The organism is Formosa sejongensis (assembly GCF_033447105.1).
GTDB lineage: Bacteria > Bacteroidota > Bacteroidia > Flavobacteriales > Flavobacteriaceae > Formosa.
This window is the reverse complement of record NZ_JAWQUN010000002.1, coordinates 248,768-275,255: the sequence shown is the minus strand read 5'-3', so window position 1 is coordinate 275,255 and position 26,488 is coordinate 248,768. Positions and strand designations below refer to the sequence as shown.

Annotated in this window: 23 protein-coding genes and 1 pseudogene; 14 read left to right on the top strand and 10 right to left on the bottom strand. The window is 31.1% G+C overall.

The window, feature by feature from the left end:
• Positions 1-8: 8 nt before the first annotated feature.
• The 14 genes from R6X41_RS03515 (at position 9) to R6X41_RS03450 (ending at position 16,622) form a co-directional block, all read left to right on the top strand.
• Complete coding sequence (locus R6X41_RS03515) at positions 9-1,298, top strand: glycosyltransferase family protein (protein WP_318497496.1); 1,290 nt, start codon at positions 9-11, stop codon at positions 1,296-1,298.
• An 11-nt stretch (positions 1,299-1,309) separates the two neighbouring features.
• Positions 1,310-2,560, top strand: a complete 1,251-nt coding sequence (locus tag R6X41_RS03510) for a glycosyltransferase family protein (RefSeq protein WP_318497494.1) — start codon at positions 1,310-1,312, stop codon at positions 2,558-2,560.
• Position 2,561: 1 nt separating this feature from the next.
• On the top strand, positions 2,562-3,722 hold the full coding sequence (locus R6X41_RS03505; protein ID WP_318497493.1) for a glycosyltransferase family 4 protein: 1,161 nt from the start codon (positions 2,562-2,564) through the stop codon (positions 3,720-3,722).
• A gap of 58 nt (positions 3,723-3,780) precedes the next feature.
• On the top strand, positions 3,781-4,764 hold the full coding sequence (locus tag R6X41_RS03500) for a glycosyltransferase (protein ID WP_318497492.1): 984 nt from the start codon (positions 3,781-3,783) through the stop codon (positions 4,762-4,764).
• 137 nt (positions 4,765-4,901) lie between these two features.
• Complete coding sequence (locus R6X41_RS03495; protein ID WP_318497490.1) at positions 4,902-6,080, top strand: polysaccharide pyruvyl transferase family protein; 1,179 nt, start codon at positions 4,902-4,904, stop codon at positions 6,078-6,080.
• Between the two features lie 139 nt (positions 6,081-6,219).
• On the top strand, positions 6,220-7,629 hold the full coding sequence (locus tag R6X41_RS03490) for a hypothetical protein (protein WP_318497488.1): 1,410 nt from the start codon (positions 6,220-6,222) through the stop codon (positions 7,627-7,629).
• Between the two features lie 9 nt (positions 7,630-7,638).
• A complete protein-coding gene (locus tag R6X41_RS03485) occupies positions 7,639-8,634 on the top strand; it encodes a glycosyltransferase family 4 protein (protein ID WP_318497486.1) in 996 nt (331 codons plus the stop codon).
• Entirely contained in the window at positions 8,627-9,766 is a 1,140-nt protein-coding gene (locus tag R6X41_RS03480; protein ID WP_318497484.1) for a glycosyltransferase family 4 protein, read from the top strand. The genes R6X41_RS03485 and R6X41_RS03480 overlap by 8 nt, the downstream gene beginning before the upstream one ends.
• Before the next feature lie 11 nt (positions 9,767-9,777).
• Positions 9,778-10,725, top strand: coding sequence for a UDP-glucuronic acid decarboxylase family protein (locus R6X41_RS03475; protein ID WP_318497482.1), 948 nt, complete (start codon positions 9,778-9,780; stop codon positions 10,723-10,725).
• A complete protein-coding gene (locus R6X41_RS03470; protein WP_318497480.1) occupies positions 10,726-11,271 on the top strand; it encodes a WcaF family extracellular polysaccharide biosynthesis acetyltransferase in 546 nt (181 codons plus the stop codon).
• Positions 11,271-12,026 carry a glycosyltransferase family 2 protein gene (locus tag R6X41_RS03465; protein ID WP_318497478.1) on the top strand — a complete coding sequence of 252 codons (756 nt, stop codon included), beginning with the start codon at positions 11,271-11,273 and terminating at the stop codon, positions 12,024-12,026. Before R6X41_RS03470 ends, R6X41_RS03465 begins: the two co-directional genes overlap by 1 nt.
• A 203-nt stretch (positions 12,027-12,229) precedes the next feature.
• The gene (locus R6X41_RS03460; protein WP_318497476.1) at positions 12,230-13,378 is read left to right on the top strand and encodes a glycosyltransferase family 4 protein; all 1,149 of its coding nucleotides are present in this window, start codon (positions 12,230-12,232) and stop codon (positions 13,376-13,378) included.
• A 79-nt stretch (positions 13,379-13,457) separates the two neighbouring features.
• Positions 13,458-14,219 (top strand): polysaccharide biosynthesis/export family protein, encoded by a 762-nt coding sequence (locus tag R6X41_RS03455; protein WP_318497474.1) that lies wholly within the window; start codon positions 13,458-13,460, stop codon positions 14,217-14,219.
• Positions 14,220-14,231: 12 nt separating this feature from the next.
• Positions 14,232-16,622, top strand: coding sequence for a GumC family protein (locus R6X41_RS03450; RefSeq protein ID WP_318497472.1), 2,391 nt, complete (start codon positions 14,232-14,234; stop codon positions 16,620-16,622).
• Positions 16,623-16,880: 258 nt separating this feature from the next.
• Here the strand turns inward: R6X41_RS03450 and R6X41_RS03445 are convergent.
• The 10 genes and pseudogenes from R6X41_RS03445 to fbaA form a co-directional block, all read right to left on the bottom strand.
• Positions 16,881-17,722: pseudogene (locus R6X41_RS03445) on the bottom strand (IS3 family transposase).
• Between the two features lie 35 nt (positions 17,723-17,757).
• On the bottom strand, positions 17,758-18,024 hold the full coding sequence (locus tag R6X41_RS03440) for a transposase (RefSeq protein WP_318497470.1): 267 nt from the start codon (positions 18,022-18,024) through the stop codon (positions 17,758-17,760).
• A 446-nt stretch (positions 18,025-18,470) separates the two neighbouring features.
• Positions 18,471-19,040 carry an outer membrane beta-barrel protein gene (locus R6X41_RS03435; RefSeq protein WP_318497468.1) on the bottom strand — a complete coding sequence of 190 codons (570 nt, stop codon included), beginning with the start codon at positions 19,038-19,040 and terminating at the stop codon, positions 18,471-18,473.
• Positions 19,041-19,204: 164 nt separating this feature from the next.
• Positions 19,205-19,867: a ribulose-phosphate 3-epimerase gene (gene rpe / locus R6X41_RS03430; protein ID WP_318497466.1), complete on the bottom strand. Its 663-nt coding sequence runs from the start codon at positions 19,865-19,867 to the stop codon at positions 19,205-19,207.
• A gap of 137 nt (positions 19,868-20,004) precedes the next feature.
• Positions 20,005-20,868 (bottom strand): sigma-70 family RNA polymerase sigma factor, encoded by an 864-nt coding sequence (locus R6X41_RS03425; RefSeq protein ID WP_318497465.1) that lies wholly within the window; start codon positions 20,866-20,868, stop codon positions 20,005-20,007.
• Between the two features lie 91 nt (positions 20,869-20,959).
• The gene (locus R6X41_RS03420; protein WP_318497463.1) at positions 20,960-21,334 is read right to left on the bottom strand and encodes a hypothetical protein; all 375 of its coding nucleotides are present in this window, start codon (positions 21,332-21,334) and stop codon (positions 20,960-20,962) included.
• Positions 21,335-21,458: 124 nt separating this feature from the next.
• Complete coding sequence (locus R6X41_RS03415; RefSeq protein WP_318497461.1) at positions 21,459-23,702, bottom strand: polyribonucleotide nucleotidyltransferase; 2,244 nt, start codon at positions 23,700-23,702, stop codon at positions 21,459-21,461.
• Positions 23,703-23,845: 143 nt separating this feature from the next.
• Positions 23,846-24,115, bottom strand: coding sequence for a 30S ribosomal protein S15 (gene rpsO / locus R6X41_RS03410; protein WP_318497459.1), 270 nt, complete (start codon positions 24,113-24,115; stop codon positions 23,846-23,848).
• A gap of 146 nt (positions 24,116-24,261) precedes the next feature.
• Positions 24,262-25,119, bottom strand: coding sequence for an acetyl-CoA carboxylase, carboxyltransferase subunit beta (gene accD, locus R6X41_RS03405; RefSeq protein ID WP_318497457.1), 858 nt, complete (start codon positions 25,117-25,119; stop codon positions 24,262-24,264).
• Between the two features lie 238 nt (positions 25,120-25,357).
• Complete coding sequence (gene fbaA, locus R6X41_RS03400; protein WP_318497455.1) at positions 25,358-26,425, bottom strand: class II fructose-bisphosphate aldolase; 1,068 nt, start codon at positions 26,423-26,425, stop codon at positions 25,358-25,360.
• Positions 26,426-26,488: the final 63 nt, after the last annotated feature.

Here is a 26,488-nt window from a genome sequence, read left to right as displayed (position 1 = left end):
TAAGTAATTTGAAGCAAATACTTTTCTTAACCACCAATAATTTAGCCACAAACCCACGTCTTGTAAAAGAAGTGCAGTTGGCTTTGCAACTCCAACATCGTGTTACTATTATTATGTTTAAACTTAATAATTGGAGCGATGCTAAAAGTATTCAGCTAAAAGATCAATTAATAAAGATTTGTAATAACGACGAAAGTTGTTTAAGAATTATACAGCTTGAAGCTATTCCTTCAAATAAATTAAAATGGATTTATTTAGGAGTTAGAGAAAAGTTGGCTAAAAAAGTATCTGGTTTAATTTTAACAGATTTAAAATTAAACGCTTTAGCAAATAATAGAAGATCGCTTCAAATTTATAATGCAGCAAAAAAAATTAAAGATAAACCAGATCTAATTTGCGCTCATAATATGGGGGCTTTATATCCAGCTCATGAATTAAGTGAGTTATGGAAGGTACCTTTTATTTTCGATGTAGAAGATTATCATCCTGGAGAAATAGTTTCTACAGATGGTGAAACGGCTAAGAATCGAATAGAGTTTTTAATGCAATCTCTTTTACCTAAAGCTAAGAGTATTACTTATGCGAGTCCGCTTATAGGCCAGTATACTCTAGACCTCATTGGGGAACATAAAAGTAGTGCCGTAGTATTAAATGGCTTTAATGATAGTGAGTTCAGTTTGTTATCTCATACTGAAAATGATATAAACAAAAATGAAACAGGTTTAAAATTGGTTTGGTTTAGCCAAAAGATTAGTTTTGGCCGTGGATTAGAAGAATTATTTAATGCTTTAGGTATCATTTCAAAATCTAATCATAATATAAAAATTAGTTTAACACTGATTGGAGAATTGGATTCTAATTTTGAAACCATAGAAATAACAAAAATCCGTAAAAAATTAGAACACACAAATTTAAGATTAACCATTGAGAACCCTTTGGGTCAACAAGAGTTACATGCGACTTTAAGTCATTTTGATGTTGGATTGGCCTTAGAATTTAATTCTAGAGATTTAAACAGACAAATATGCCTAACCAATAAAATTATAACCTATGCTCAAGCCGGATTATATATTCTAGCAACGAATACAAAAGCACAAGAGCAGTTTATAACAGATTATCCTGAGTTAGGCGTATTGAGTGCACAATCTGAAATTGAAATTTCAGAAATGATACAAAAACTGTATCAGAATAAAGATCAGATTAAAGCAAATAAAAGAGTTAGATTCCAAAAAGGAAAGTGTTTAAGTTGGGATTCAGAACAAATAAAAATTCAAGAACTTTGGAATCAAATACTATAAAAAATAACGTGTTGAAAACAGTACTCATCATATACCCACATTGGGTTCCTGCTAATTTAGCAGGTGTTCAACGACCACGATTAATAGGTAATTATCTAAAGTCTTTTGGTTGGCATCCTCTACTACTGACTGTAGATTCTGAATTTTATGAGGAAACTCCAGATCCACATATTTCTAAAACGGCTTCAGAAGATATAGAAGTTATTTATACAAAAGCGTATAAGGTTTCAAAACCTAGAATAATAGGAGATATTGGTTTAAGAGCTTACCCTTTTCTTAAAGCAAAAGCTTTACAAATTTGTAAAGAACGTAAAATAGACTGCATTTGGATTCCCATACCATCATTTTATACCGCTATTTTAGGTCGTGTATTACATGATAAAACGGGAATTCCTTATGGTATTGATTATATAGATCCTTGGGTACGGGATATCACGAATCAAAGTGATGCAAGAGCAAAATTAAGTCAGACTGTAGCACGAACTTTGGAGCCTTATGCCGTAAAAAAAGCAGCATTTATTACTGGGGTTTCTACACCGTATTATTGGCCTGTAATCGAACGTAATTTTAAGACACCACCTGTGCATGCAGGTATGCCTTATGGGTTCGATCCTAACGATCATAAATTAAAATTAGAGGGCTTAAAAATGCCATGGGATGGAATAGAGAATTGCAAGCCTTGGATATATGCAGGTGCATTTTTGCCCAACTCTCACCTCTTTATGGACTGCTTCTTTAACGCTATAAAAAACTTAAAAGATAAAGGGAATTGGGACGCTAGTATAAAGTTGTTTTTTATTGGTACAGGACCTTATCCTGCAAAACGTATTACTGCCTATGCAGCCGATTACGGTTTAGAAGATATTGTAATAGAACAGAGAGAGAGGCAACCATTCTTAAATATTTTAAATTATTTGTCGCATGCAGATCGTGTGATGTTATTTGGTAGTACAGAAAAACATTATACGGCATCAAAAACATTTCAGTGTTTATTAAGCGAACGTCCTTTATTTACCGTTTTACATGCAGAGAGTTCTGCGGTTAAAGTTATTCAAGACGTGAAAGCAGATGCCTATTTAGTGCCTTACATTGAAGGGGAGACAAAATTACAAATTGTAGATGCTATAGCGAATGTGTTAGCGCCATTTCAAAATGATGAAGTTTGGTCACCAGAATTACAATCTTTAGATCAGTATTCTTCAAAACAATCGGCAAGAGTATTGGCAGAAGCTATGGATAAAGTTTTAAACAAAACGAAATAATTTGAAAAAATTAGCAATTGTTACCACGCACCCTATACAATATTATGCGCCATGGTTCAAGTTATTGGCAGAAAGAAATAATGTAGAAGTAAAAGTGTTTTATACATGGTCTCAAGCCGCTGAAGAAGTTAAGGATAAAACGTTTGGAAAAACTATTAAATGGGATATTCCTTTATTAAAAGGGTATACGTATGAGTTTATAGAAAATGTCTCTGAAGATCCCGGAACGCATCATAAGAATGGGATAGATTGCCCCGAATTAAATACTAAAATTAGTGATTGGAATCCCGATGCTATTTTAATTTTTGGTTGGTATCTAAAAAGCCACCTAAAGGCTATGAAGTACTTTAAGGGAAAAATACCAGTATGGTTTCGAGGTGATTCTACTTTGCTAGATGATTCACCTGGAATTAAACAAGTACTGCGAAAATATTACTTAACTTATATATATCGATTTATAGATAAAGCATTTTATGTAGGAACACAGAACAAAGCTTATTTTGAATCTGTAGGAGTTAAGGAAAGTCAATTAGTGTTGGCACCCCATGCCATAGATAATGATCGGTTTAATGATTCTGAAACTAAAAACTATGAAAATCTAGCCTTAGCATGGCGAAAAGAGTTAGGATATAATTCTGATGATCTAGTGATTTTATTTGCTGGTAAATTTGAATCTAAAAAACAACCCGATTTTTTATTAAAAACGGTTCAAAAAGCAAATAAAACTTTAAAAAAACCTTTAAAATTATTAATGGTTGGTCATGGACCTTTAGAAAATGAATTACTTGCATTAGCAGAAAATGATGCTAATATAAAATTTATACCTTTCCAAAATCAGAGTAAAATGCCCATTTTATATCGTTTAGGAAATGTGTTTTGTTTACCATCCAAAGGCCCAGGAGAAACTTGGGGGTTGGCAGTAAATGAAGCTATGGCATCTTCTAGAGCAGTAATCGTGAGTACTAAAGTTGGTTGCGCTTCAGATGTTGTAAAGGTAGGTTCTAATGGTTATGTCTTTAATTATGATGATGATGATGCTTTATTAGATATATTTAAGACCATTTCTATCAATAAATTGGAAACGATGGGACAGGTTGCAAAAAAAAATATAGAAAAGTGGAATTTTACAGCTATTGTAGAAGCTTTAGAACATTCTTTTTAGCGTAAAGACTATAAATAAAACTTTAAAACCAAAATTACGTCCCAATTTGAAATAGAATATGGAAACTCAAAATAAAATAGATATATCTGTAATTGTGCCTTCATATAATGGCATGCCATTATTTAAAAAATCATTGGATTCTGTGTTGTCTCAAACAGGTGTTTCTTTTGAGGTATTAGTGGGAAATGATAGTCCTTCAGATGTTGAAACTAGAACCTATTTAGATCAGCTTGAAAATAAAAATCTAAGCGTATTCCATAATGAAAAGAACCTTGGTCTTTTCGGTAATTTAAATAACTTAATAGAACACGCTAACGGTAGAATAATACATTTATGGTCTCAAGACGATATTATGAATCCAACGTGTTTGAATGAAACTGTAAAATTTCATAATTCACATCCAGACATTGCATATGCCTTTTCTAGAGTTGAGGTGATTGATGAAAATGATGAGATTATTGACAAAATACCTTTGTCAAACCAAGATACAATGAGTGCTTTAACTCATACATTAACATCTATAGTTGCAGGTAGTGTTCCTGGAAATATAGCTAATGTTTCTATTAAAAAAAGTGTTTTTGAGAAATATGGTTATTTTGATGTGACTTTAAAATATTCGGGTGATTTTGAATTTTGGTGTCGTATAACAGAAGATTTACCAGTAGGAATTATTCAGAAATATTTAATTAAATTAAGAAGACATACAGGACAATTAAGTAGAAATCCTAAAATGTGGATTTATAGAATAGAAGAGAATGATGCTATATTAAAAACATTATTGAAAAGAGTTCCGAAGAGTAAATTAAAATATATACAGCGAGGTCTTAAATGGCGGGTTTATAATCAATACTTTGGGCTGTATTTAAATCTCCTAAGAACAGGAGAAAAACAAGAAGCAAAACAGTTTCTTAATGTTATTAAAAAGTATAGTGCTAGTCCTGCATATTATTTTAGATATGGAGTATTAAAGGGGTTAAGCATTGTAAAATTAAATAAGCCTTTTTTAAGAAAATTTTATTATGAAAAAGTGTTTACTAAATGAAATTGAAACTAATAAAAAGATATGCTAAACGAGTAAATCGTTATGTATAAAAATATTCTAGTATAATTATTAGAATGGAAATGGTTTAAGTATAGAAAATTTAAAGAAAAACCTATTAATTAAATAAATTAACAAAAATGCTTAAAAAGACTACAATAAATATACTAGGAGCTTATGACCGTCATAATTACGGAGATCTATTATTCCCTATTATATTAAAAGAGTTTATTACTAATGAGCCTAATAACGATAAGTATTTGATAAACATTTATAGTATAGTAGAAAGTGATTTAAGTGAATATGGAGCTCTAAAAACAAAAAAATTAAGCCACTTTTATGATTCCATAGAAAACGATTCTTCGATACTAATTGTAGCAGGAGGAGATATATTAACAGCTCAATGGTCTTCAGTTTTATTAGCTTTAAAACATCCTGCTAAAATATTTATGAGAGGAGGTAGGGTAACAAGTAAACTTTTTAACAGAAACAAATTAGCTAAATTTTTTCTAGGAGGTAAATCTGATTTTCCTTTTGTAATAAAAAAATCTGATTTTCCTCGTTTAAAAGCGGTAGTATACAACTCAGTTGGAGGAACAAATTTTCACAAATTTTCAAATTTATATGATAGTTCTTTGTTTGGAGATTACTTATCCGTTAGAGATGAAAACATTTTCAATAATATAAAAAAAGAAAGTAAATCCGTAAAGCTAGTACCTGATTCGGCTGTTATAATGTCTGAATATTATCCTTTAGATAATTTAAATAAATTAATAAATCCAAATGTCAGGGATTTTGTCGAGAAACAACCATTTGTCTTTTTTCAAATTAATAAGACTCTTTCTTTAAATAAAGTAGATAAGATTGCTCAGGTTTTAAAAACTATTTCTAGCGAGTACAATTTAAAAATATGCTTATGTCCAATAGGTAGAGCAGGTTCTCATGAAGATCACATACCATTAAATAAAATCCACAGTTTACTAAAGGATGAATCTTTTTATATAGATCAACCCTCAATATGGGATACGATGTTTTTAATTGCCCGTTCTGAGATTTATATAGGAACCAGTTTACATGGAGCCATCACAGCAATGAGTTATAATGTCCCGTACATGGGAATAGAAGTTACCAAGTTAAACCAATACCTTAAAACATGGTCATTTGAACCATTAAATAAAACGTATAAGATTTCAGATATTTTGGTAAATTTTAAAGAGATAAAAAATGCTGATAAGCAGCAGCTAAGTCTATCCCGAAACAATCAGGTAGATCTTGTCCGAGAATCGTTTAAAAAAATAATATATATAGTTGATAATTAGGGTATTATAATAAATTTGCAAGTATACTCTAAGCTGATATTTCATTTTTAAGGACTCATTATTGTAGAGATTATTAATTTTTAAATAAAAGGATATTCTATTTAGTTTCACATATAAACTAGCACAAATAAATTAATTAGTGAATAAAGAAGCATCAAAAATCATTCAGATTTTAATTGTACCATGGTTATTATTGTCAATCATAGGTCCTCATTTCATGTCTAGTATGTTGGCCTTAACATCACTATGTGTTGTTCTAAGCTTGTTTTTTAGAATAAGGAATCCTATTTATGCAACGTTGTTTTTTGCGCTTCTTTTTCAATGGTTAGCAATCAATATAAAAATTTTTTATGGTAATTTCTTAAATATTCCTTTAGATGAGCAATTTAGTTATTACCAGAATATTTACCGATTATATGATGCAAATACGAAAAGTAACATCGGTCTTATTTGTTTTTCATTAGGGTTATATTGGGTAACAAATAAAAAAATGAGTCAATTAACAATAGATAAAATTATTGACCCTAGTTATTCTGTGCGTAAAATATTAATTTGTTATTTAATATTGACTTTCGGTTTCTCATTTCTTTTTATACTTAAGAATTATATACCAGGGTTGAATACGATTTTAATGGCGTTTTCTAAATTAAAATGGGGAGTATTCATTTGGGCTTATGTTTATGCTAATTATTATAAGAAAGACCTGAAATTACTATATATAGTGATCTTTGTAGAAATTTTAATTGGTTTTACTGGTTATTTTTCTTCATTTAAAAACATTATAATTATAACTTTTGTTGGTATGTTAAGTGTTGTTTATCAAATTGATACGTCCAAATTGTTTAAATTCATTATTCTAGGAGCTCTTACATTGATGTTAGGTTTAGTATGGACATCCGTAAAAGTAGAATTTAGAGATTATTTATCTGGCGGAGGAGGACAAAACGTTGTTGTTTCTCAATCAGACGGAGCTAATAAAATGGTTTCTCTATTAGAAGAATTAACTTTTGAAGACATGGGGGACGCACTAGAAGATCTCTTAGACCGGATTAGTTATATTGAATTCTTTTCTATAACATTAGATAATGTTCCAGAGAAAATTCCGTATCAAGATGGTGATATTTTTACTAATGCAGTCTCTTTTTATTTTAAACCTAGGATATTTTTCCCCAATAAAGGTGTAATCGATGATTCAGAACACACTAATAAATATACGATGCTGGGTTTAGTAGGTGGAGGCCAAGCGTCTCATAGTATTGGTTATATGACAGATGCATATATTGATTTTGGACCTATTAATATGTTCCCTTTTTTAGCCTTTTTGGGTGCTATATTTGGATATGTTATTAGTTTATTTTTTAATAAATCTAAAACTATGTTTTGGGCTGTTATTTTCATTACTCCATTTTATTTTCTTATTAGCGGATTTAGTTTTAACATGATAAAAGTAATGGGGAACATGATTACTTATGCTGTGCCTGTTTTCTTATTAAGAAATCTCTTGTATAGATACTTTGATAAGTATTTTAGAACAATTAACACAAATTAAAAAGAGTTAATGTTTTTAAAAATAAATTACATATTCAGGAAACGTTTACCTCAATACAATAGTATTGAAGAGTTATTTGGTGCAATACAGACTAGACTTAAAAATAAGGTAAGTGTTGAGACACAAGAACTATACTTTTCAGGAGGCAGCCCTATCGTTATTTTAAAAAATCTATTAAGTTTTAAGAATAAGCCTATTAACCAAGTTAATCATATTACTGGAGATGTAAACTATATGGCCTTTGTTACAGGAAATAAATCTGTACTCACTATTCATGATATCGGCTCTATTTTAAAAGGTAATATTTTAAAACGTACATATCTCAAGCTTGTTTGGTTTACCTTACCAGCTCTGTTTGTGAAAAGAATCACTGTCATTTCTGAATTTACAAAAGAAGAGCTATCAAAGATTGTTCCTTTTGCAACGCATAAAATTAAGGTTGTTTATAATCCTGTACATTCAAGACTAACCTATTGTCCTAAGAAAAAGGAATCTGTTTGTCCTAATATATTATTGATAGGAACTAAGCCTAATAAAAATATTGAACGTACTTTTGAGGCTTTAAACGGAATATCTTGTAAATTAACGATAATAGGAAAATTGACACAAGCTCAATTAGCGCTTTTACAAACGTACAAATTAGAATATAAAACGATGTTTCAAATTCCTTATAATGATATTGTTGAGGCTTATAAATCATCTGATTTGGTTTTGTTTGCTTCAACTTACGAAGGTTTTGGAATGCCAATTATAGAAGCTCAGGCAGTTGGTCGCCCCGTAATTACGTCCAATATTGGAGCAATGAAAGAGGTTGCAGCGAATAGTGCTTATTTAGTAGATCCGTATAATGTCGATGAAATAAGAAAGGGTGTTAAGGATATTTTATCAGATGAAAGCGTACAGAATGAATTAATCAGAAAAGGCCAAGAAAACGTGAAGCGTTTTCATATTGATAAAATTGCTGAAGATTATTTAACTATTTATAATGAAGTCGCTAATGCCTAAGAAAGAAAAAATATTAATTTTTATTGATTGGTTTTTACCTGGTTACAAAGCTGGGGGGCCAATTCAATCTGTAAATAATATTGTGTTTCATCTTCATGATGAATTTGATATTTCTATAGTTACTTCAAATAAAGATTTAGGTGAATCTGCTCCATATAATAATGTGGTATGTAATGCATGGCAAGACAAAGTAAATTATAAAATTATTTATTTAGATGAAGAACATCAGAATAGTAAATTTTATAAAGGTTTACTTAAATCCGGAGATTATAATTATGTGTATTTTAATTCTTTATTTTCTGTAAAATTCACTTTGCTTCCTTTATGGACGTATAGAAAAGAATCATTAAAACGTATTTTGGCACCAAGAGGAATGGTTGGTAAAGGAGCTTTGGCAATTAAACCTTTAAAGAAGAAATTATTTATATCATTATTTAAATTGAATGGATTACATAAAAAAGTAGTCTGGCATGCAACGTCTAGTTTAGAAAAAGAGGAAATTGAAAGTCAATTTGGAAACGATTTAGATGTTCGTATTGCACCAAATTTATCTTCTAAAATGGGAATGTATCAAATTAAAGAAAAGGAAGAGAAAGGTTTAAATGTGTTTTTCGTATCAAGAATAGCTATCAAGAAAAATTTATTAAAAGCTTTAGAGTATTTATCTGCAACAAATTCAGAAAATACAATCAAATTTTCAATAATCGGTCCAGTTGATGAATCTGAATATTGGAACTCTTGTGAGGAGTATATAAAAAAAATGCCAAAACATGTTGAAGTTAATTACTTAGGATCTATTCCTAATAATAGATTGAAAGACACTTTAAAAGATCAGCATGTTTTATTATTACCAACGATGCATGAGAATTTTGGTCATGTTATCATGGAATCTTGGCAAAATGGATGCCCTGTGTTAATTTCCGATCAAACACCTTGGATAGATATTCATGAAAAACATATCGGATATGCTTTATCTTTGTCTAAACCAGATGAATTTGTAAAACAATTAAATCGTTTTTCAGAGATGAATGAAGACAATTTTAATAAGTGGTCTAAATCTGCATATAATTTTGCAGAAGCATTTACACAAAAACCACAACTTGTAATTGATACTAAGAAATTATTTAAATAGAAAAAAATAGAATGAAAAGAATTTTAATAACCGGAGGAGCAGGTTTCGTAGGGTCTCATTTATGTGAGCGTTTATTAAACGAAGGTAATGAAGTGATTTGTTTAGATAACTATTTTACAGGTAGTAAGAAGAATATCGAACATTTAATGGATCATCATTATTTTGAGTTAGTACGTCATGATGTTACCCAACCTTACATGATAGAGGTCGATGAGATTTACAATATGGCGTGTCCAGCATCCCCAGTTCATTATCAGTATAACCCTATAAAAACGATTAAAACATCAGTTATGGGAGCTATAAATATGTTAGGATTGGCAAAACGTGTTAAAGCTAAAATATTACAAGCTTCTACAAGTGAAGTTTATGGCGATCCTGCAGTACATCCGCAACCAGAATCATATTGGGGAAATGTAAATCCAATTGGTTTACGTTCTTGCTACGATGAAGGAAAACGTTGTGCGGAAACGTTGTTTATGGATTATCATTTACAAAATGAAGTTGATATTAAAATCATTAGAATTTTTAATACCTATGGCCCTAATATGAATCCTAATGATGGACGTGTTGTGTCTAACTTTATCGTTCAAGCGCTAAAAGGTCAGGATATTACTATGTTCGGAAATGGAAGTCAGACGCGTTCTTTTCAGTATGTTGATGATTTAGTAGAAGGAGCAATTCGTATGATGGGGAGTCGCGATGGTTTTACAGGACCAGTAAATATTGGTAACCCTGTAGAATTTACAATGATGGAATTGGCAAGTAAAGTTATAGAAATGACGAATTCTACATCTAAAATCATTCATTTACCTTTACCTCAAGACGATCCGTTACAGCGTAAACCGGTAATAGATTTAGCTAAAAAGGAGTTAAACGGATGGGAACCTAAAATTCATTTAGAAGAAGGTTTAGTAAAGACAATAAGCTATTTCGATAATTTATTAAAAGCAGAACACTAATTGAAAACCGATTTATCAACTTATAATAATTCGTGGTATAAACCCGGTGGTAAATTAAAAATTTTATGCTGGTATTTTATAAATGTCTTGTTTTTTATTAATCCGTTAAATCCTATTTCGAGTATAAAAGTATTGCTCTTAAAATGTTTTGGAGCAAAGATTGGAACTGGAGTTGTTTTAAAACCGGGCGTGAATATTAAGTATCCTTGGTTATTAACAGTTGGTGATTATTCTTGGATAGGAGAGAAGGTTTGGATTGATAATTTAGCAAATGTTATTATAGGAAAACATGTCTGTATTTCACAAGAAGCCATGCTTTTATGTGGGAATCATAATTATAAAAAATCTACATTCGATTTGATGGTTAATGAAATAATTATTGAGGATGGTGCTTGGGTCGGAGCCAAATGTGTTGTATGCCCAGGAGTAAAAATAGAGTCACAGGCTATACTAACGGTGGGTTCTGTGGCAACCACAAAATTAGATGCAAATTACATTTATCAAGGTAATCCTGCGCAACAAATAAGAAAAAGAAACATTATATAATGAAAGTTTCAATTATTACAGCCACTTATAATAGTGAAAAAACCATAGGCGATTGTTTGAAATCTGTATTAAATCAAGATTATTCAAACATAGAATATATTATTATTGATGGAGCTTCTAAAGATAAGACGCTAGAAATTATAGCTGAAGTGAAACAAAAACATCTAAATGTGATATGTGTTTCCGAACCTGATAAAGGTATTTATGATGCTTTGAATAAAGGAATTGAAAAAGCTAGTGGAGATGTGGTTGGATTTTTACACTCAGATGATTTTTTTGCTTCAAACGAAACCATTAGTCATATTGTAAACGCTTTCGAGCAAGAACAAGTTGATGGTGTTTATGGTGATTTACATTATATCAATTCCACAAATTCTGAAAAAATAGTTAGAAATTGGAAGAGTAAGCCGTTTTCAGAAAAATTATTAAAACAAGGTTGGATGCCAGCTCATCCCACTTTGTTTTTAAAGAAATTGGTGTATACAAAACATGGATTGTTCAATTTAAATTTTAAAATTGCAGCAGATTACGATTTAATGTTGCGTATTTTTAAAGACACTTCACTTCATTTTAAATATTTACCAAAAGTGATTACTAAAATGCGTGTAGGAGGGGCAAGTAATAGAAGTTTGAAGAACATCTGGTTAAAGACACGAGAGGATTATATGGCTTTAAAAGGCAATAATCTGGGCAGTCCTGCATTGGTGATTTGTTCAAAAAACTTATCTAAGATTCCTCAGTTATTTAAAAAGTAAAAACTACTTTTGCAATTCACACGCAATGTGATGTTTGAAAGTATTTTTTATTGATGTTTTGTTTCTTTTTTAAAAGATGCGATTACATAAATATTTTGGATTTCATGTTAATTTTAATATGAAAATCGAATCTTAAGATTAAACCAAAACCCAAATTGTTCAATTTTTATTAAAGTTGTACATTTGCTTATAAACCGCTATTAATGAATTTACTAACTGAAATTATCCAAGAGGGAAACGGAGCTACATTGTTGTTATTTCCTTTCCTTTTAGCATTAGTTACTGCTTTTTTAGCTTTTCCTACGATCATTTTTATTGCACATGCAAAACAATTAGTCGATGTTCCTGATAAGCGTAGTGTGCATTCTAAAACTGTGCCAACTCTTGGAGGTATTGGGATATTTTTTGCCGTTGCTATTGTATTAACGTTATCTGGAGCGTTCTTAGATGCCAAATTATTAATGCCTGTTGTAGGTGCTTTAATAATTCTATTTTTTTTAGGGGTAAAAGATGATATATTAATTCTATCTCCAAAGAAAAAAATGTTAGGACAGATTATTGCCTCTCTAATGGTTATCTTAATTACAGATGTTAGGATAACAACGTTCTCTGGTATTTTGGGTGTAGAAAGCATACCCTACTTTGTTTCTGTTGGATTTACATTATTTGTGTTTATATTAATTATTAATGCTTATAATTTAATAGATGGATTGGATGGCTTGGCTGGTTCTGTTGGACTTCTAGTATCTCTGTTTTACGGTTTCTTGTTTTTTAAAATGCAGGATATGTCTTTAACAGTGGTGTCGTTAGCTCTAGTAGGTTCGCTTATTCCTTTTTTGTATTTTAATTTCTCAAAGGTCAGAAAAATATTTATGGGTGATACAGGCTCTATGGTAGTTGGTTTTTTATTAGCATTCCAATCTATTGCTTTTATTAATATTAACCAACTAAATCCCGTAGCCCAATTTCATTTAAATGCACCAATCATAGTGCTCGCTATTTTGTTTTTTCCATTATTAGATACTTTTAGAATTTTTTATGTTCGAGTAGTTATTTATAAAAAACATCCATTTAGTCCAGATAAGAATCACATTCATCATCATATGTTACAATTGGGTTTAAAGCATTGGCAAGTAACATTAGTGATTTCAATTGCTTCAACTTCAGTTTTAATTTTTACATTAATGTTTCAAAATTTGGCAGTTAATTTGCAGTTATTGGTGGTTGTTTTAATAGGTTTAACTATGTTTTCTTTACCCTTTTTTATTAATTATGGTGTTTTTCATAAACGTATAAAATTGAATAAAATATTAAGAAAACTAAATCTGATAAGTTATTCTAAAGTAAAATAAAAAGATAAAACATCCAAAACGATATTTGTACTTAAACCTATTCAATCTATATTTGTAAATTATATAAAAAAATAAATTAATGAAATTATTTAGAATGCTAGGATTATTCTTAGCTTTTCTCTTTGTAAATTCTTGTGCTTCTAAAAAAGAGATATTATATTTTCAAGACTATGAAAATATACCAAAGGATGTTATTATTAATGCTACTAAAATTCAAATTAATGATATTTTAAGTATATCTGTAAAGTCTTTAGTGTCTGAAGCAGCAGAGCCTTATAATAGAAATAATAATAGCGGAGGAGGAAATAGTACAGAAATGATGAAATTAAATGGATATTTGGTTTCTTCCACAGGATCCATAACATTTCCAATATTAGGTGTAATTCAAGTAAATAATAAAACAACACCTGATCTAGAGGTATTTATAAAAAATATTTTAATTGAAGAAGGACATTTAAAGGATCCTACTGTAATAGTTAGAATTGTAAATGCTAAATTTACTGTTTTAGGAGAAGTGGGGAGTCCGGGTACATACGACTATGATGAAGAAACAATAACCTTACCTCAGGCAATAGGTATGGCAGGAGATTTGTCTATTAATGGTGTAAGAGGAGATGTTATGATTATAAGAGAAGTTGACCAAGTTCGAACAGTAGCCCATATAGACATGACTAAAACAGATTGGTTTACAAGTCCATATTATAATATTAAACAAAATGATATTATTGTTGTTAATCCAAATGGACCTGAAGTTTTGAAATCAGGATACTTTACTAGTGTTGGTGCATTAATGGGATTGGTTTCGTTTGTAATCACACTTGTATTATTATTAAAGAGTTAAGATAAAAGATAAATGGGAGAAGAATTTTCTAACAATAATATGGAGCAAAATAATCCAAGTATAAATATTAAGGAAGAAATCTTAAATTATTTGCATTATTGGAAATGGTTTTTACTTTGTTTATTAATTGGTGTTTTGGCGGCATTTATATATTTAAGATATACGCCGGAAATATATAATTCATTTGCTAAGATTAAAATTTTAAATGAATCTACAGGATTAGAAGTTGCTTCAGGAGGAGGAGGGCTTTTTAGCGATTCTAGAAATTTAGAAAATGATATTCAAGTCATAAAATCTAATCGACTATTAGTTAAAGTTGTTGACAGTCTAGATTTACACATTCGATATTTTATAGAAGGGCAATTTACGGACAAAGAATCGTGGAAAGGTCCTTTAAGATTAGTTTATTTAAAGCCTAAGAATCAAATTTCTTGGGAAAAGTATACTATTCAAATTATAGAAAATGGTCTAATTATAAGTAGAGGAGATGAACATATCGATGAATTTACAGTTGAAGGATATAATTTAAATACACCCAGAGAAAATTTTCCTTTTTTAATCCAAACTGATAGTTGGGTTAATAAGCAAATAGGCTTAACATATATAGTAACGATACAGCCTATCACATCTGCAGCTAGTAGTCTTTCTAATTCAATTTCAGTAGGAACTGTTGGAACTACAGATGTTTTACAATTATCCATGACTGGTGAGAATAAAAGTAGATCAGAAGCCGCTTTAAATAAAGTTGCCGAGCAATTTAATGAAGACGGGGTTATAGATCGTCAGTTGGTATTTCAACGTACTATTGATTTTGTTGATGATCGTTTTATTTATTTAGCAGAAGAATTGGATTCTATTGAAGTTGATAAAAGGGATTTTCAACAAAATAACGATTTAGTTACATTTGGTTCAGATGTTGGGTATAGTATGGGGAAGCGCAGTACTTCTGAAAATGCCGTATTCCAATTAGAAAATCAGATAGCCTTAGCAAAATTATTAGAAGACCCTTTATCTAAGAATGATTTTAGTTCGTTAATGCCGGAAAATGTTGGGTTGCAAAGTGCTAATACTAATGGAATAGTTACTCAGTATAATAAAATTATTTTACAGCGTGAAAATTTAATTGCAAGTGCAGGGATTCAAAATCCTATGATCATGGCATTAGATCGCCAGATTTTAGAATTAAGAGGTAACTTAAAAAATTCTTTAAATTCTTATTTTGAACAATTAAACACCTCATTAGCTCGTCTACAAAGCGAAGAGGTTGATGCCAAAGGGTTGGTTAGGAGTATGCCTCAAAAAGAAAAGGTATTACGTTCTATAGAGAGACAACAAAATCTTAAAGAAAATTTATATTTATTATTATTACAGAAAAGGGAAGAGGCAGCAATTAATCTTGCTATTACTTCTCCCTCTATTAAAGTTATTGAATATGCTGCAAGTTCAGGTAAACCTGTAAGCCCAGATTCCAAGGGGATATATGTGAAAAGTATATTAGGAGCTTTACTTGTTCCTTTTGGTATTTTATTCCTTATGTTTAAATCTGATACTAAGATTCATGATAAATCAGATTTATCAAAAGTATCTAATAGAATACCAATTATAGGTGAAATTCCTGAACTTAAATCTGAACATAAATTATTTGAAAATCCTCATGATAGAACTATTCTAGCAGAATCTTTTAGAATATTGAGTACTAATTTAAAACATGTTTTACCACCTAAAGGAAATAAAACAGCTCATATAGTATATGTAACTTCTACAATAAAAGGAGAGGGAAAAACATTTGTATCTGTAAATTTATCTTTAGCATTTTCAAGTATTAATAAAAAAGTTTTATTAATTGGAGCAGATTTAAGAAATCCAAAAATTACGATAGCGAATGGTCCAAAGAAATCAAAAGGATTATCCGATTTCCTTTTTCAACCCAAAGATGACTGGAAGGATTATCTACAGAAAAGTAATTATAATGTCGAGTTTTTAGATGTTTTAACTGCGGGTACTATTCCTCCAAACCCTACAGAGTTGTTATCTAATGGTAAATTAGAAAAGTTAATAGGTGAAGCACAGCATTTGTATGATTACATTATAATAGATACAGCACCTACAATACTTGTTACAGATACATTGTTAATATCTCAATATGCAGACGCTACAGTATATGTTACAAGAGCTGGTGTCACAGAAAAAAAATTATTAGGGTTTTCTAGTGATTTATATACGAGTAAAAAACTTAATAATATGGTATATGTGGTTAACAGTATCAGTGAAGCCAAAACTTCGAGAGGTTATGGGTATAATTATGGGTATGGTTATGGTTATGATCAAGATAAAAAAACCATAAAGAAATATTCGTGGAATTGGTTTAAAGAAGGTATTAAACAGAAGATTAGAGGTGCGTAATACATATTTTATATAATTTCTTGAAAGTTAAAATTGAAAAATATTTGCATAAAGGCTGTCTGAAAAGATAGCCTTTATTGTTTTTAATCTATCCTGGTTTAATGATGTTGTAGGCTTCACAAATATCACGATAAGTCTTAATTTAAGGTTACTACTTGTAAATATAAGTTGTTATTAAAAAACATCAAATTATAGATAGAGTCAGAATACAATAAATATTTCGGTAGATGTGCAGATTATTCTGTAGGCTTCCCCTAATTAGGACACCTTAAAATTCGACAAATAATTATTATTTAGGTCAGATTTGATGAAGAATTTAAATTCTTCATCAAATCTGGGCATATATTCTTTGGGAGATATGTTTCCTAAAGATTTATGTGGATGATTAAAGTTGTAATCTTCCCTCCAGTTATCACTAATTTTCTGAAGTTGATATAATCATTAAAATAATAAGCATCTAGTATATCTTCTCTAAAGAAGCGATTGAAGCGTTCTATATATCCGTTTTGCATAGGTTTACCAGGTTGTGTGTATTTAATTTCTATAAAGTTCTTTTTACACCAGTTCATAAATATTTTTGAGATAAACTCAGGACCATTATCACACCTGACATATTTAGGTGTTCCTATTTCTTCTTTTAAATGTTCTAGTGTTTCTACAACTGCTCTTGCTGGATAAGAAAGCCCAGCGTTAATAGCTATTGCTTCTCTATTACAATCATCGATGACATTAAAAACACGCACCTTTCTACCATCAGTAAGAACATCACTCATAAAATCCATACTCCAACATTCATTGAGTGTAGCAGGCACTTCTAATGGTTGTTTTTCACGTTTAACCAAACGCTTCTTATGTTTACGTCTTAAACTAAGCTTCATCTCACGATAGACTCGTAAAACTCGTTTCCTGTTCCATTTTAGACCTTCACGACGTATCTTATAATAATATTCATCAAAACCGCGAGTGGGATAGGCTTCTGTTAGTTTACTGAGCTTATCAATAACTTTGCTATCATCCCTTTTACTCTGGTAGTACCACATTGACCTAGTGAGGCCAACAACTTTACAAGCGCGTATAATTGGTACTAAATATTCCTTGATAAGGTACTTAACGCGAACTCTCTTGTCGGAAGGCCCTAGAACTTTTTTGACAAAATATCTTTTAACATCATATTGTCAAGACTTACATTGGCAAACATCTGTTTGAGTTTAAGGTTTTCCTCTTCTAAATCTTTAAGCCGTTTCAATTCTTGTTTTTCCATACCACCGTACTTTTTACGCCAGTAATAAAATGTGCTCTTATCAATACCTAATTCTCTGGATAAATCTCCTACAGACCTTCCTTGTTCATTTTCCTTAAGAGCATTGATGATTTGACTCTCAATAAATTTGCTGATTTTCATTGTGACAGTTTGAATTTAAAGTTAGTAAATTCGAATTAGTAACTGTCCTATTTTTAGGGAAGCCTACACTCTTATCAAGTGATTTGATGATAGTCGTATTAGGTTTCCTATGAGAGCTTATATAGACAATAGGAGACTCTTCTAGGCCTATACAGTGTGATTAAATTCAATTGCTAGAGTGGTATATTTTAAAAAATCTAAGTTTCTCTATTTGAAATAATTTTGTGTATATGATTTTAATAGTAATTTCCTTACTGATTGAAAAAATCATTAGTATTAAATGCAGTACATACCTCTAATCAGCTAAAGATGTTGTCGACACTTTGGAGAATTCATTAGAATAAATGGATATGATAAATATGAAATAACATAAATATTTTTCACCAAAAAGGATCCTAATAAATACATATTAGGATCCTTTTTGGTAAAAGTTAAATCTAAAAATTTTAGAATCTATACAATAATTCCAAAGTATATAAGATGTTATTATTGGCATATACTTTATCATTATCAAAAGCAAATTTAGCTAAACCTTGTAATCTTACCCCAAATTCAGGAGTAAACCAAAAACGCATACCTAAATTGATGTTTCCAGAAACATTTGATTCATCTGCAACTTTAAAATATCCTAAACCTAAACCACCATAGGCATCAATTTTATCATTTCGAGCAATGTATTCATCAAAATAATATTTACCATTAACATCAAAAGATGTATAGTTACCACCTTCAATCCAACCTGCACCACCATGTGCGCTATCTTCATAAACTTCGTCAACTTTATTAAAACTCAACATTGGATTTATAGCCCAATTTTCGTCAAACTTATATTCAATACCAATTGTTATTGGATGACTGAAACTCCATTTTTCAGAACCTTTAACAGGGTCTTGATGTGCACTGTTGTCTAATACGTTTATACCTACACTGGCAATCCATTCGTCGTAACCTCTATATTGGCTATAAGCGAAACTAGTGCACATTAGAAAGAAAAGTATGGCTGTAATCTTTTTCATATTAAATTTTTTGTTAAAATTAATGTTTAAATTTTTATTATTGATGTTTATTTTATTTTTTTAGATGATACTCTGTTTTTTTAGTTTAATGGTAATCAAACAATTCGAGTACTAACATAATCAAAATTAATCACTTGATATACTATCAATTCTTTAATTTTAGATTAAGAATTAATGCTGTTTTTTAAATCGGAAATGGTTTTTATTTGGTTTTTACTCTTAAAAACATAACTTCCTGCGACCAAAACGTCTGCACCGCAGTCAATTAAAGTCTTTGCATTCTTATTAGTTACTCCTCCATCAATTTCTATTTGAGTAGTTGCTCCTTTTCTTATAATTAGCGCTTTTAATTGCTTAACTTTATTAAACGTATTCTCAATAAAACTTTGTCCTCCAAATCCAGGATTAACACTCATTATTAACACAAGATCAATATCATTTATCGTGTCTTCAAGAACGTTAATATTGGTGTGGGGGTTTAGTGCTACACCTGCTTTCATTCCTTCAGCTTTTATAGCTTGAAGTGTTCTATGAAGATGTGTACAGGCTTCATAATGCACAGTAAGTATATCGCTACCTAAATCGGCAAAGGTTTTGATATATCTGTCAGGATCGATTATCATTAAATGAACATCGATTGTTTTTTTTGCATGTTTAGTAATGGCTTCTAAAACAGGCATCCCGTAAGATATGTTAGGAACAAAAACACCATCCATTATGTCGATGTGAAACCAGTCTGCTTCACTATTGTTAACCATCTCAATATCTCTTTGAAGGTTTCCAAAATCGGCAGCTAAAATAGATGGAGCAATTAATTTTGAACTCATTGTTTTATGATTTTGCGCAAATGTAATATAAAAAAATGAACCCTCAGTAATCAGCCGAGGGTTCTTTCATCAATCAAAAAACGAACAGTTATTTTATGCTCTAAAAGAGCTTAAACTGTTTGTTACTGTTTTTAGGGTTATCCTAAATATGTTTTTAATATTTTACTTCTTGAAGTGTGTTTTAACCTGCGAATAGCTTTTTCTTTTATCTGTCTTACACGTTCACGAGTTAAATCGAATGTTTCTCCAATCTCTTCAAGAGTCATTGGGTGTTGATTCCCTAAGCCGAAATATAAACGAATCACATCAGCCTCACGAGGTGTTAATGTTTCTAGTGCTCGTTCTATTTCTGTTCGTAAAGATTCGTTTAATAATTCGCGATCTGGGTTTGGTGATTCACCACTGTTTAATACATCGTATAAGTTAGAATCTTCTCCTTCTATAAGAGGTGCATCCATACTTACATGACGACCAGAATTTTTCATAGACTCTTTAACATCGTTAATAGTCATGTCTAATTCTTTAGCAATTTCTTCAGCACTCGGCGGACGCTCATGTGCTTGTTCAAGAAAAGCAAAAGTCTTATTAATTTTATTAATAGAACCAATTTTGTTTAATGGTAAACGCACTATTCTAGATTGTTCTGCTAATGCTTGTAAGATGGATTGACGTATCCACCATACGGCATAAGATATAAATTTAAAACCACGCGTTTCATCAAAACGTTGTCCTGCTTTTATCAATCCTAAGTTACCTTCGTTAATTAAATCTGGTAATGTTAGCCCTTGATTTTGATATTGCTTTGCTACCGAAACCACAAAACGTAGATTAGCTTTCGTTAATTTTTCTAAAGCTAAATGATCACCAGCTTTAATACGTTGTGCTAATTCTACTTCTTCGTCTGCGGTAATTAAGTCAACTTTTCCAATTTCTTGAAGATATTTATCTAGCGAAGCTGTTTCTCTGTTTGTAACCTGCTTCGTAATTTTAAGTTGTCTCATTATAAAGTTCTCTTGTAAATTAAGTGAATACTCCTTTGTATGTAGTTATACGTAAGCTTCTATGGAAATGTTACAAAAGATTTATTTATTTTTAAATTTTTATAAGATTTTGATGATTTAAATTAATGTCCTCTAACATATCGTTTGTAAACTTATAATGACCACGAGTAGTAATCAATTTAAAACGATGTGATTTTAAGCTGCTTAATGTATTTAAAAATAACCATTTTGACTTTAATAAGTTTGGTTTTGAAGATTTTAAACCAATGTCAAATATATGTTTTCTTCCTTCTTTTTCTGCAACAATATCTGGAGTAATAGTTATGTCGCTCCCTTTTTTTAAATAAGATTTTGGCGTTTGATAGCCTTCTTGATCTGCTTTAATATTTTCAAATCCATGTTGCTTTAAATACGTAATTGATTGATTTAAAAAGTCTGTATATTTTTCTTTGTCATGATATATCATAGCTAATAATATAATAATTTTAACTGTATAAATCAAGTTTACAAGGGTTTAAGTTTTTATATAAAAATAAGGCCAATCTTGAATTAACAAGATTGGCCTTATATATAATTAAAAGATTAACTAATTAATCTTTATTTTCTCTAGGTTTTCTATCATCACGTTTTCTGTCGTCACGTCCACGATTATCTCTACCTCTGTTATCACGTCCACCACGATCGTTATTTTCTCTTGGTGGTCTTGCTACATAACCTTCTGGTTTAGGTAAAATCGCTTTACGAGAGACTTTCTCTTTACGTGTTTTAGGGTCTGTTCCAAAATACTTCACATCAAATATGTCTCCCATATTTACAACATCAGAAACATTTTCTGTGCGTTCCCAAGCTAATTCGCTTACGTGTAATAATACTTCGTTTCCTGGTGCATCCATATATTCAACTACAGCTCCAAAATCCAACATTTTAATAACTTTTACTTCGTAAACGCTACCAACTTGTGGCTTGAATAAAATTGAATCTATTTTTGCTAATACAGCATCAATACCTTCTTGACCAACACCTAAAATTTCAACAATACCTTCTTCAGTTACTGGATCTTCGTTTATAACGATAGTAGTTCCAGTTTCTTTTTGCATTTCTTGAATTACTTTTCCTCCTGGTCCAATTAATGCACCGATAAATTCGTTAGGAATTCTTCTAGTAACCATTTTAGGAGAGTGAGGCTTCACATCTGCAGCAGGAACTGAGATAGTGTCAGTAATTTTTCCTAAGATATGTAAACGACCTTCACGGGCTTGTTTTAGTGCATTCACTAAAATTTCGTAGGATAAGCCTTTAATCTTAATATCCATTTGGCAAGCAGTAATCCCTTCAGTAGTACCAGTTACTTTAAAGTCCATATCTCCTAAGTGATCTTCATCACCTAAAATATCAGACAATACAGCATAACGGTCACCATCAGAAATTAATCCCATAGCAATACCAGAAACAGGTCTTTTCATTTGAACTCCAGCATCCATTAATGCCATCGTACCTGCACAAACAGTTGCCATAGAAGAAGAACCGTTAGATTCTAATACTTCAGATACAACACGTACTGTGTAAGGACAATCACTAGGAATCATACCTTTTAAACCACGTTGTGCTAAGTTACCATGACCAACTTCTCTACGAGAAGTTCCTCTTAATGGTCTAGCTTCACCTGTACAAAAAGGAGGGAAGTTATAATGTAAATAGAAATTCTCCTCACCTTCGTAAGATGGCATATCTATTTTGTTTGCATCTCTAGAAGTTCCTAAAGTAACTGTTGCTAAAGCTTGAGTTTCTCCACGAGAAAAGATTGCAGAACCATGTGTAGATGGTAAATAATCTATTTCACACCAGATTGGTCTAATTTCGTCAGTCTTACGACCATCTAAACGTAAACCTTCGCTTAATGTTAATTCACGTACAGCTTCTTTTTCAGCTTTACTATAATATCCTCCAACAAGATGACCAAATTCAGCCATTTCTTCTTCAGTAAAAGAAGCTTTTACTTCTTCCTTAACTTCAGCAAATGCATTAGTACGCTCAACTTTAGAAGTTCCCTTCTTAGCAATAGCGTAACATTTATCGTATGCTAAATCGTGTATTCTTTTTTCTAATTCTTCGTTTACTTCAGCAGTAGCGTATTCGCGAGTTTCCTTTTTACCGAAAGCTTCAGCTAAACGTACTTGAGCATCAATCTGAATTTTAATCGCTTCGTGAGCAAATTTGATAGCATCTGCCATCTCTTCCTCAGAAATCTCATCCATTTCTCCTTCAACCATCATTACTGAATCGTAAGAAGCACCAATCATCATCTCTAAATCAGATTCTGCTAATTGAGCACGGGTTGGGTTAATTACAAATTCACCATTTACACGAGCAACTCTAGCTTCAGAGATTGGACATTCAAATGGGAAATCAGATAATTGTATAGCAGCAGAAGCAGCTAATCCAGCCATAGCTTCAGGCATAACATCATCGTCATGAGACATTAACTGAATCATAACTTGTGTTTCTGCGTGATAATCTTTTGGGAATAACGGACGTAAAACACGGTCTACTAAACGCATAGTTAATACTTCGCCGTCACTAGGTCTTGCTTCTCTTTTGAAGAAACCACCTGGATAACGCCCAGCAGCAGCAAATTTTTCACGATAATCTACCGTTAACGGTAAAAAATCGACATCTGCTTGTTTATAATTGGAAACAACTGTACATAATAACATACATTTTCCTGATTGTACTACAACCGATCCATGAGCTTGTTTAGCTAATTTTCCGGTTTCGATGGAAATTTCTCTTCCATCACCAAGGTCGATGACCTCTCTAAAAACTTTTGGAATCATAAATTTTTTTATTCTAATTAAACAATGGTCGTTGTGTTGTAGTTGTTGTGTGGGTGACCAATGAAAAACTAAGTAATAGCTTTTTATCTTATCTCTTACGAGACGTATAGACTAAAAAAAAGAGGCATAAAGCCTCTCTTTTTTTATTTTCTTAATCCTAATTCTTTAACAATAGCACGATATCTTAAGACATCTTTCTTAGTTAAATAATCTAGCAAGCTTCTTCTTTTACCTACTAACATTACTAATGAACGCTCCGTGTTATAATCTTTACGATTATTTTTTAAGTGTCCAGTTAAGTGATTAATTCTTTGTGTAAATAAAGCAATTTGTCCTTCAGCAGAACCGGTATCGTTTTTTCCTTTACCATGTTTTGCAAACATGTCTTGCTTTTCTTCTTTTGATAAATACATTCTAATATTATTGTAAATGATTGTTATGTACACGAAAGCCTATCTTTCGAGCCGCAAATATAGCAATATTATATCATTTAAAAATTTATTAGTAATATTTTATGAATGTGATAATAAAAAGAGACGATGATGTATCTTTTTATTCTTTAAGCTCTTAATGGCTGATTTGTAATTAAATCGAGATATAAGTTTACTTTGTCTTTTAAATATTTACGGTGTGTAATGAAATCTAAGAAACCGTGTTCTAATAGGAATTCTGCAGTTTGAAATCCTTCAGGAAGTTCTTTGCCTGTAGTGTCTCTTACAATTCGTGGGCCAGCAAAACCAATTAAAGCTCCAGGTTCGCTAATATTAATATCTCCTAACATCGCAAAAGAAGCTGTTGTACCTCCTGTTGTAGGATCTGTACATAATGAGATATAAGGAATACCTGCTTCTGCCAATTGCGCTAGTTTAACAGATGTTTTTGCTAATTGCATTAAAGATAACGCTGCTTCCATCATTCTTGCTCCTCCAGATTTAGAGATAATCATTAAAGGAATCTTGTGTTTTATTGAATAATTTGCAGCACGTGCAATTTTTTCGCCAACTACGCTTCCCATAGAACCTCCAATAAAACTGAAGTCCATACACGCTATAACGATATCTTTACCTTTAGATTTTCCAACGGCAGTTCTTATGGCGTCTTTTAGTTTTGTCTTTTCTTGCGCAGCTTTTAAACGATCTGGATATTTTTTTGTGTCGACAAATTTCAGAGGATCTTTAGAAGTAAGATCAGCATCTAATTCTTTAAATGTATTGTCGTCGAAAAGTATTTCGAAGTATTCTTTACTTCCTATTCTAACATGATATCCATCTTCCGGACTCACATAGAAATTCTGTTCTAATTCTTCGGTATCTACTATTTTACCTGTTGGAGATTTGTACCACAGCCCTTTAGGTGTGTCTTTTTTCTCGTCGGTTGTGGTTGTTATTCCTTTTGTTTTTCTTTTAAACCAAGACATATTGATTTTTATTTTTTTTATTTTGAAGGATTATATATACTTCAAAATTGTTTCGTTTAGCGTTATTCTAACAGACATAAAAAAAATATTTTCCTTTATGTCTGTTAGAGTGAAAGTTATGTAAATATAACAGAAATTTAAACAGTATTAGTGTTTAGGTAACTCTGTTTCTTTGTAAACCATATTCTTGCCAAAATTAAAATTTTGTTTTTAATAATAGCAAAACGCCACGATTTTTTTATAATGTATTCACATTATTTAAATCTTCAAATGCCTTTTTTAAGCGTGCTACAAAGGTTTCTTCACCTTTTCTTAGCCAAACTCTAGGGTCGTAATATTTTTTATTTGGAGAATCTGCTCCATCAGGACTACCTATTTGAGCTTGTAAGTAAGCTTCATTTTCTTTCATGTAATCACGAATACCGCTCATAAATGCATATTGCATGTCTGTATCGATATTCATTTTAATTACACCGTAGCTTATTCCTTCTCTAATTTCTTCAACAGTAGAACCTGATCCACCATGGAATACGAAATCGATATGATTTTCTTCTACGCCGTATTTTTTAGTAATGTATTCTTGAGAATTTTTTAAGATTTTTGGAGTCAGTTTTACGTTTCCTGGCTTGTAAACCCCATGAACATTTCCAAATGCAGCTGCAATTGTAAATTGGTCACTCACTTTGCTTAACTCTTCATAAGCATAAGCGACTTCTTCCGGTTGTGTATATAGTTTAGAATCGTCTACATCTGTATTGTCTACACCATCTTCTTCACCACCTGTAATACCTAATTCAATTTCTAAAGTCATACCCATTTTGCTCATGCGCTCTAGGTATTTTTTACAAATCTCCATGTTTTCTTCTAAAGGTTCTTCAGAAAGATCAATCATATGTGAACTGAATAATGGTTTTCCAGTTTCAGCAAAGTGTTGTTCACTAGCATCCAACATTCCATCAATCCAAGGTAATAACTTTTTGGCACAATGGTCTGTATGTAAAATTACAGGAACACCGTAAGCTACTGCTAATTGATGTACATGTTTTGCACCGGCTATAGCACCTGCAACGGCTGCTTTTTGGTTCTCATTACTTAATGCTTTACCTGCATTAAAAACAGCACCACCATTAGAAAATTGAATAATTACTGGAGCATTTAAAGATGCAGCAGTTTCTAAAACACCATTAATAGTATCAGATCCAATTACATTTACAGCTGGAAGAGCAAATCCTTTTTCTTTAGCAAGTTTAAAAATTTCTTGTACTTCTTTTCCGGTAGCAACTCCCGGTTTAATATTGTGTCCCATATTATCTTGTTTATTATGTGAATGTTGATTAGTATCAAAAGTAATACTTTTTAAGTGTTTTTT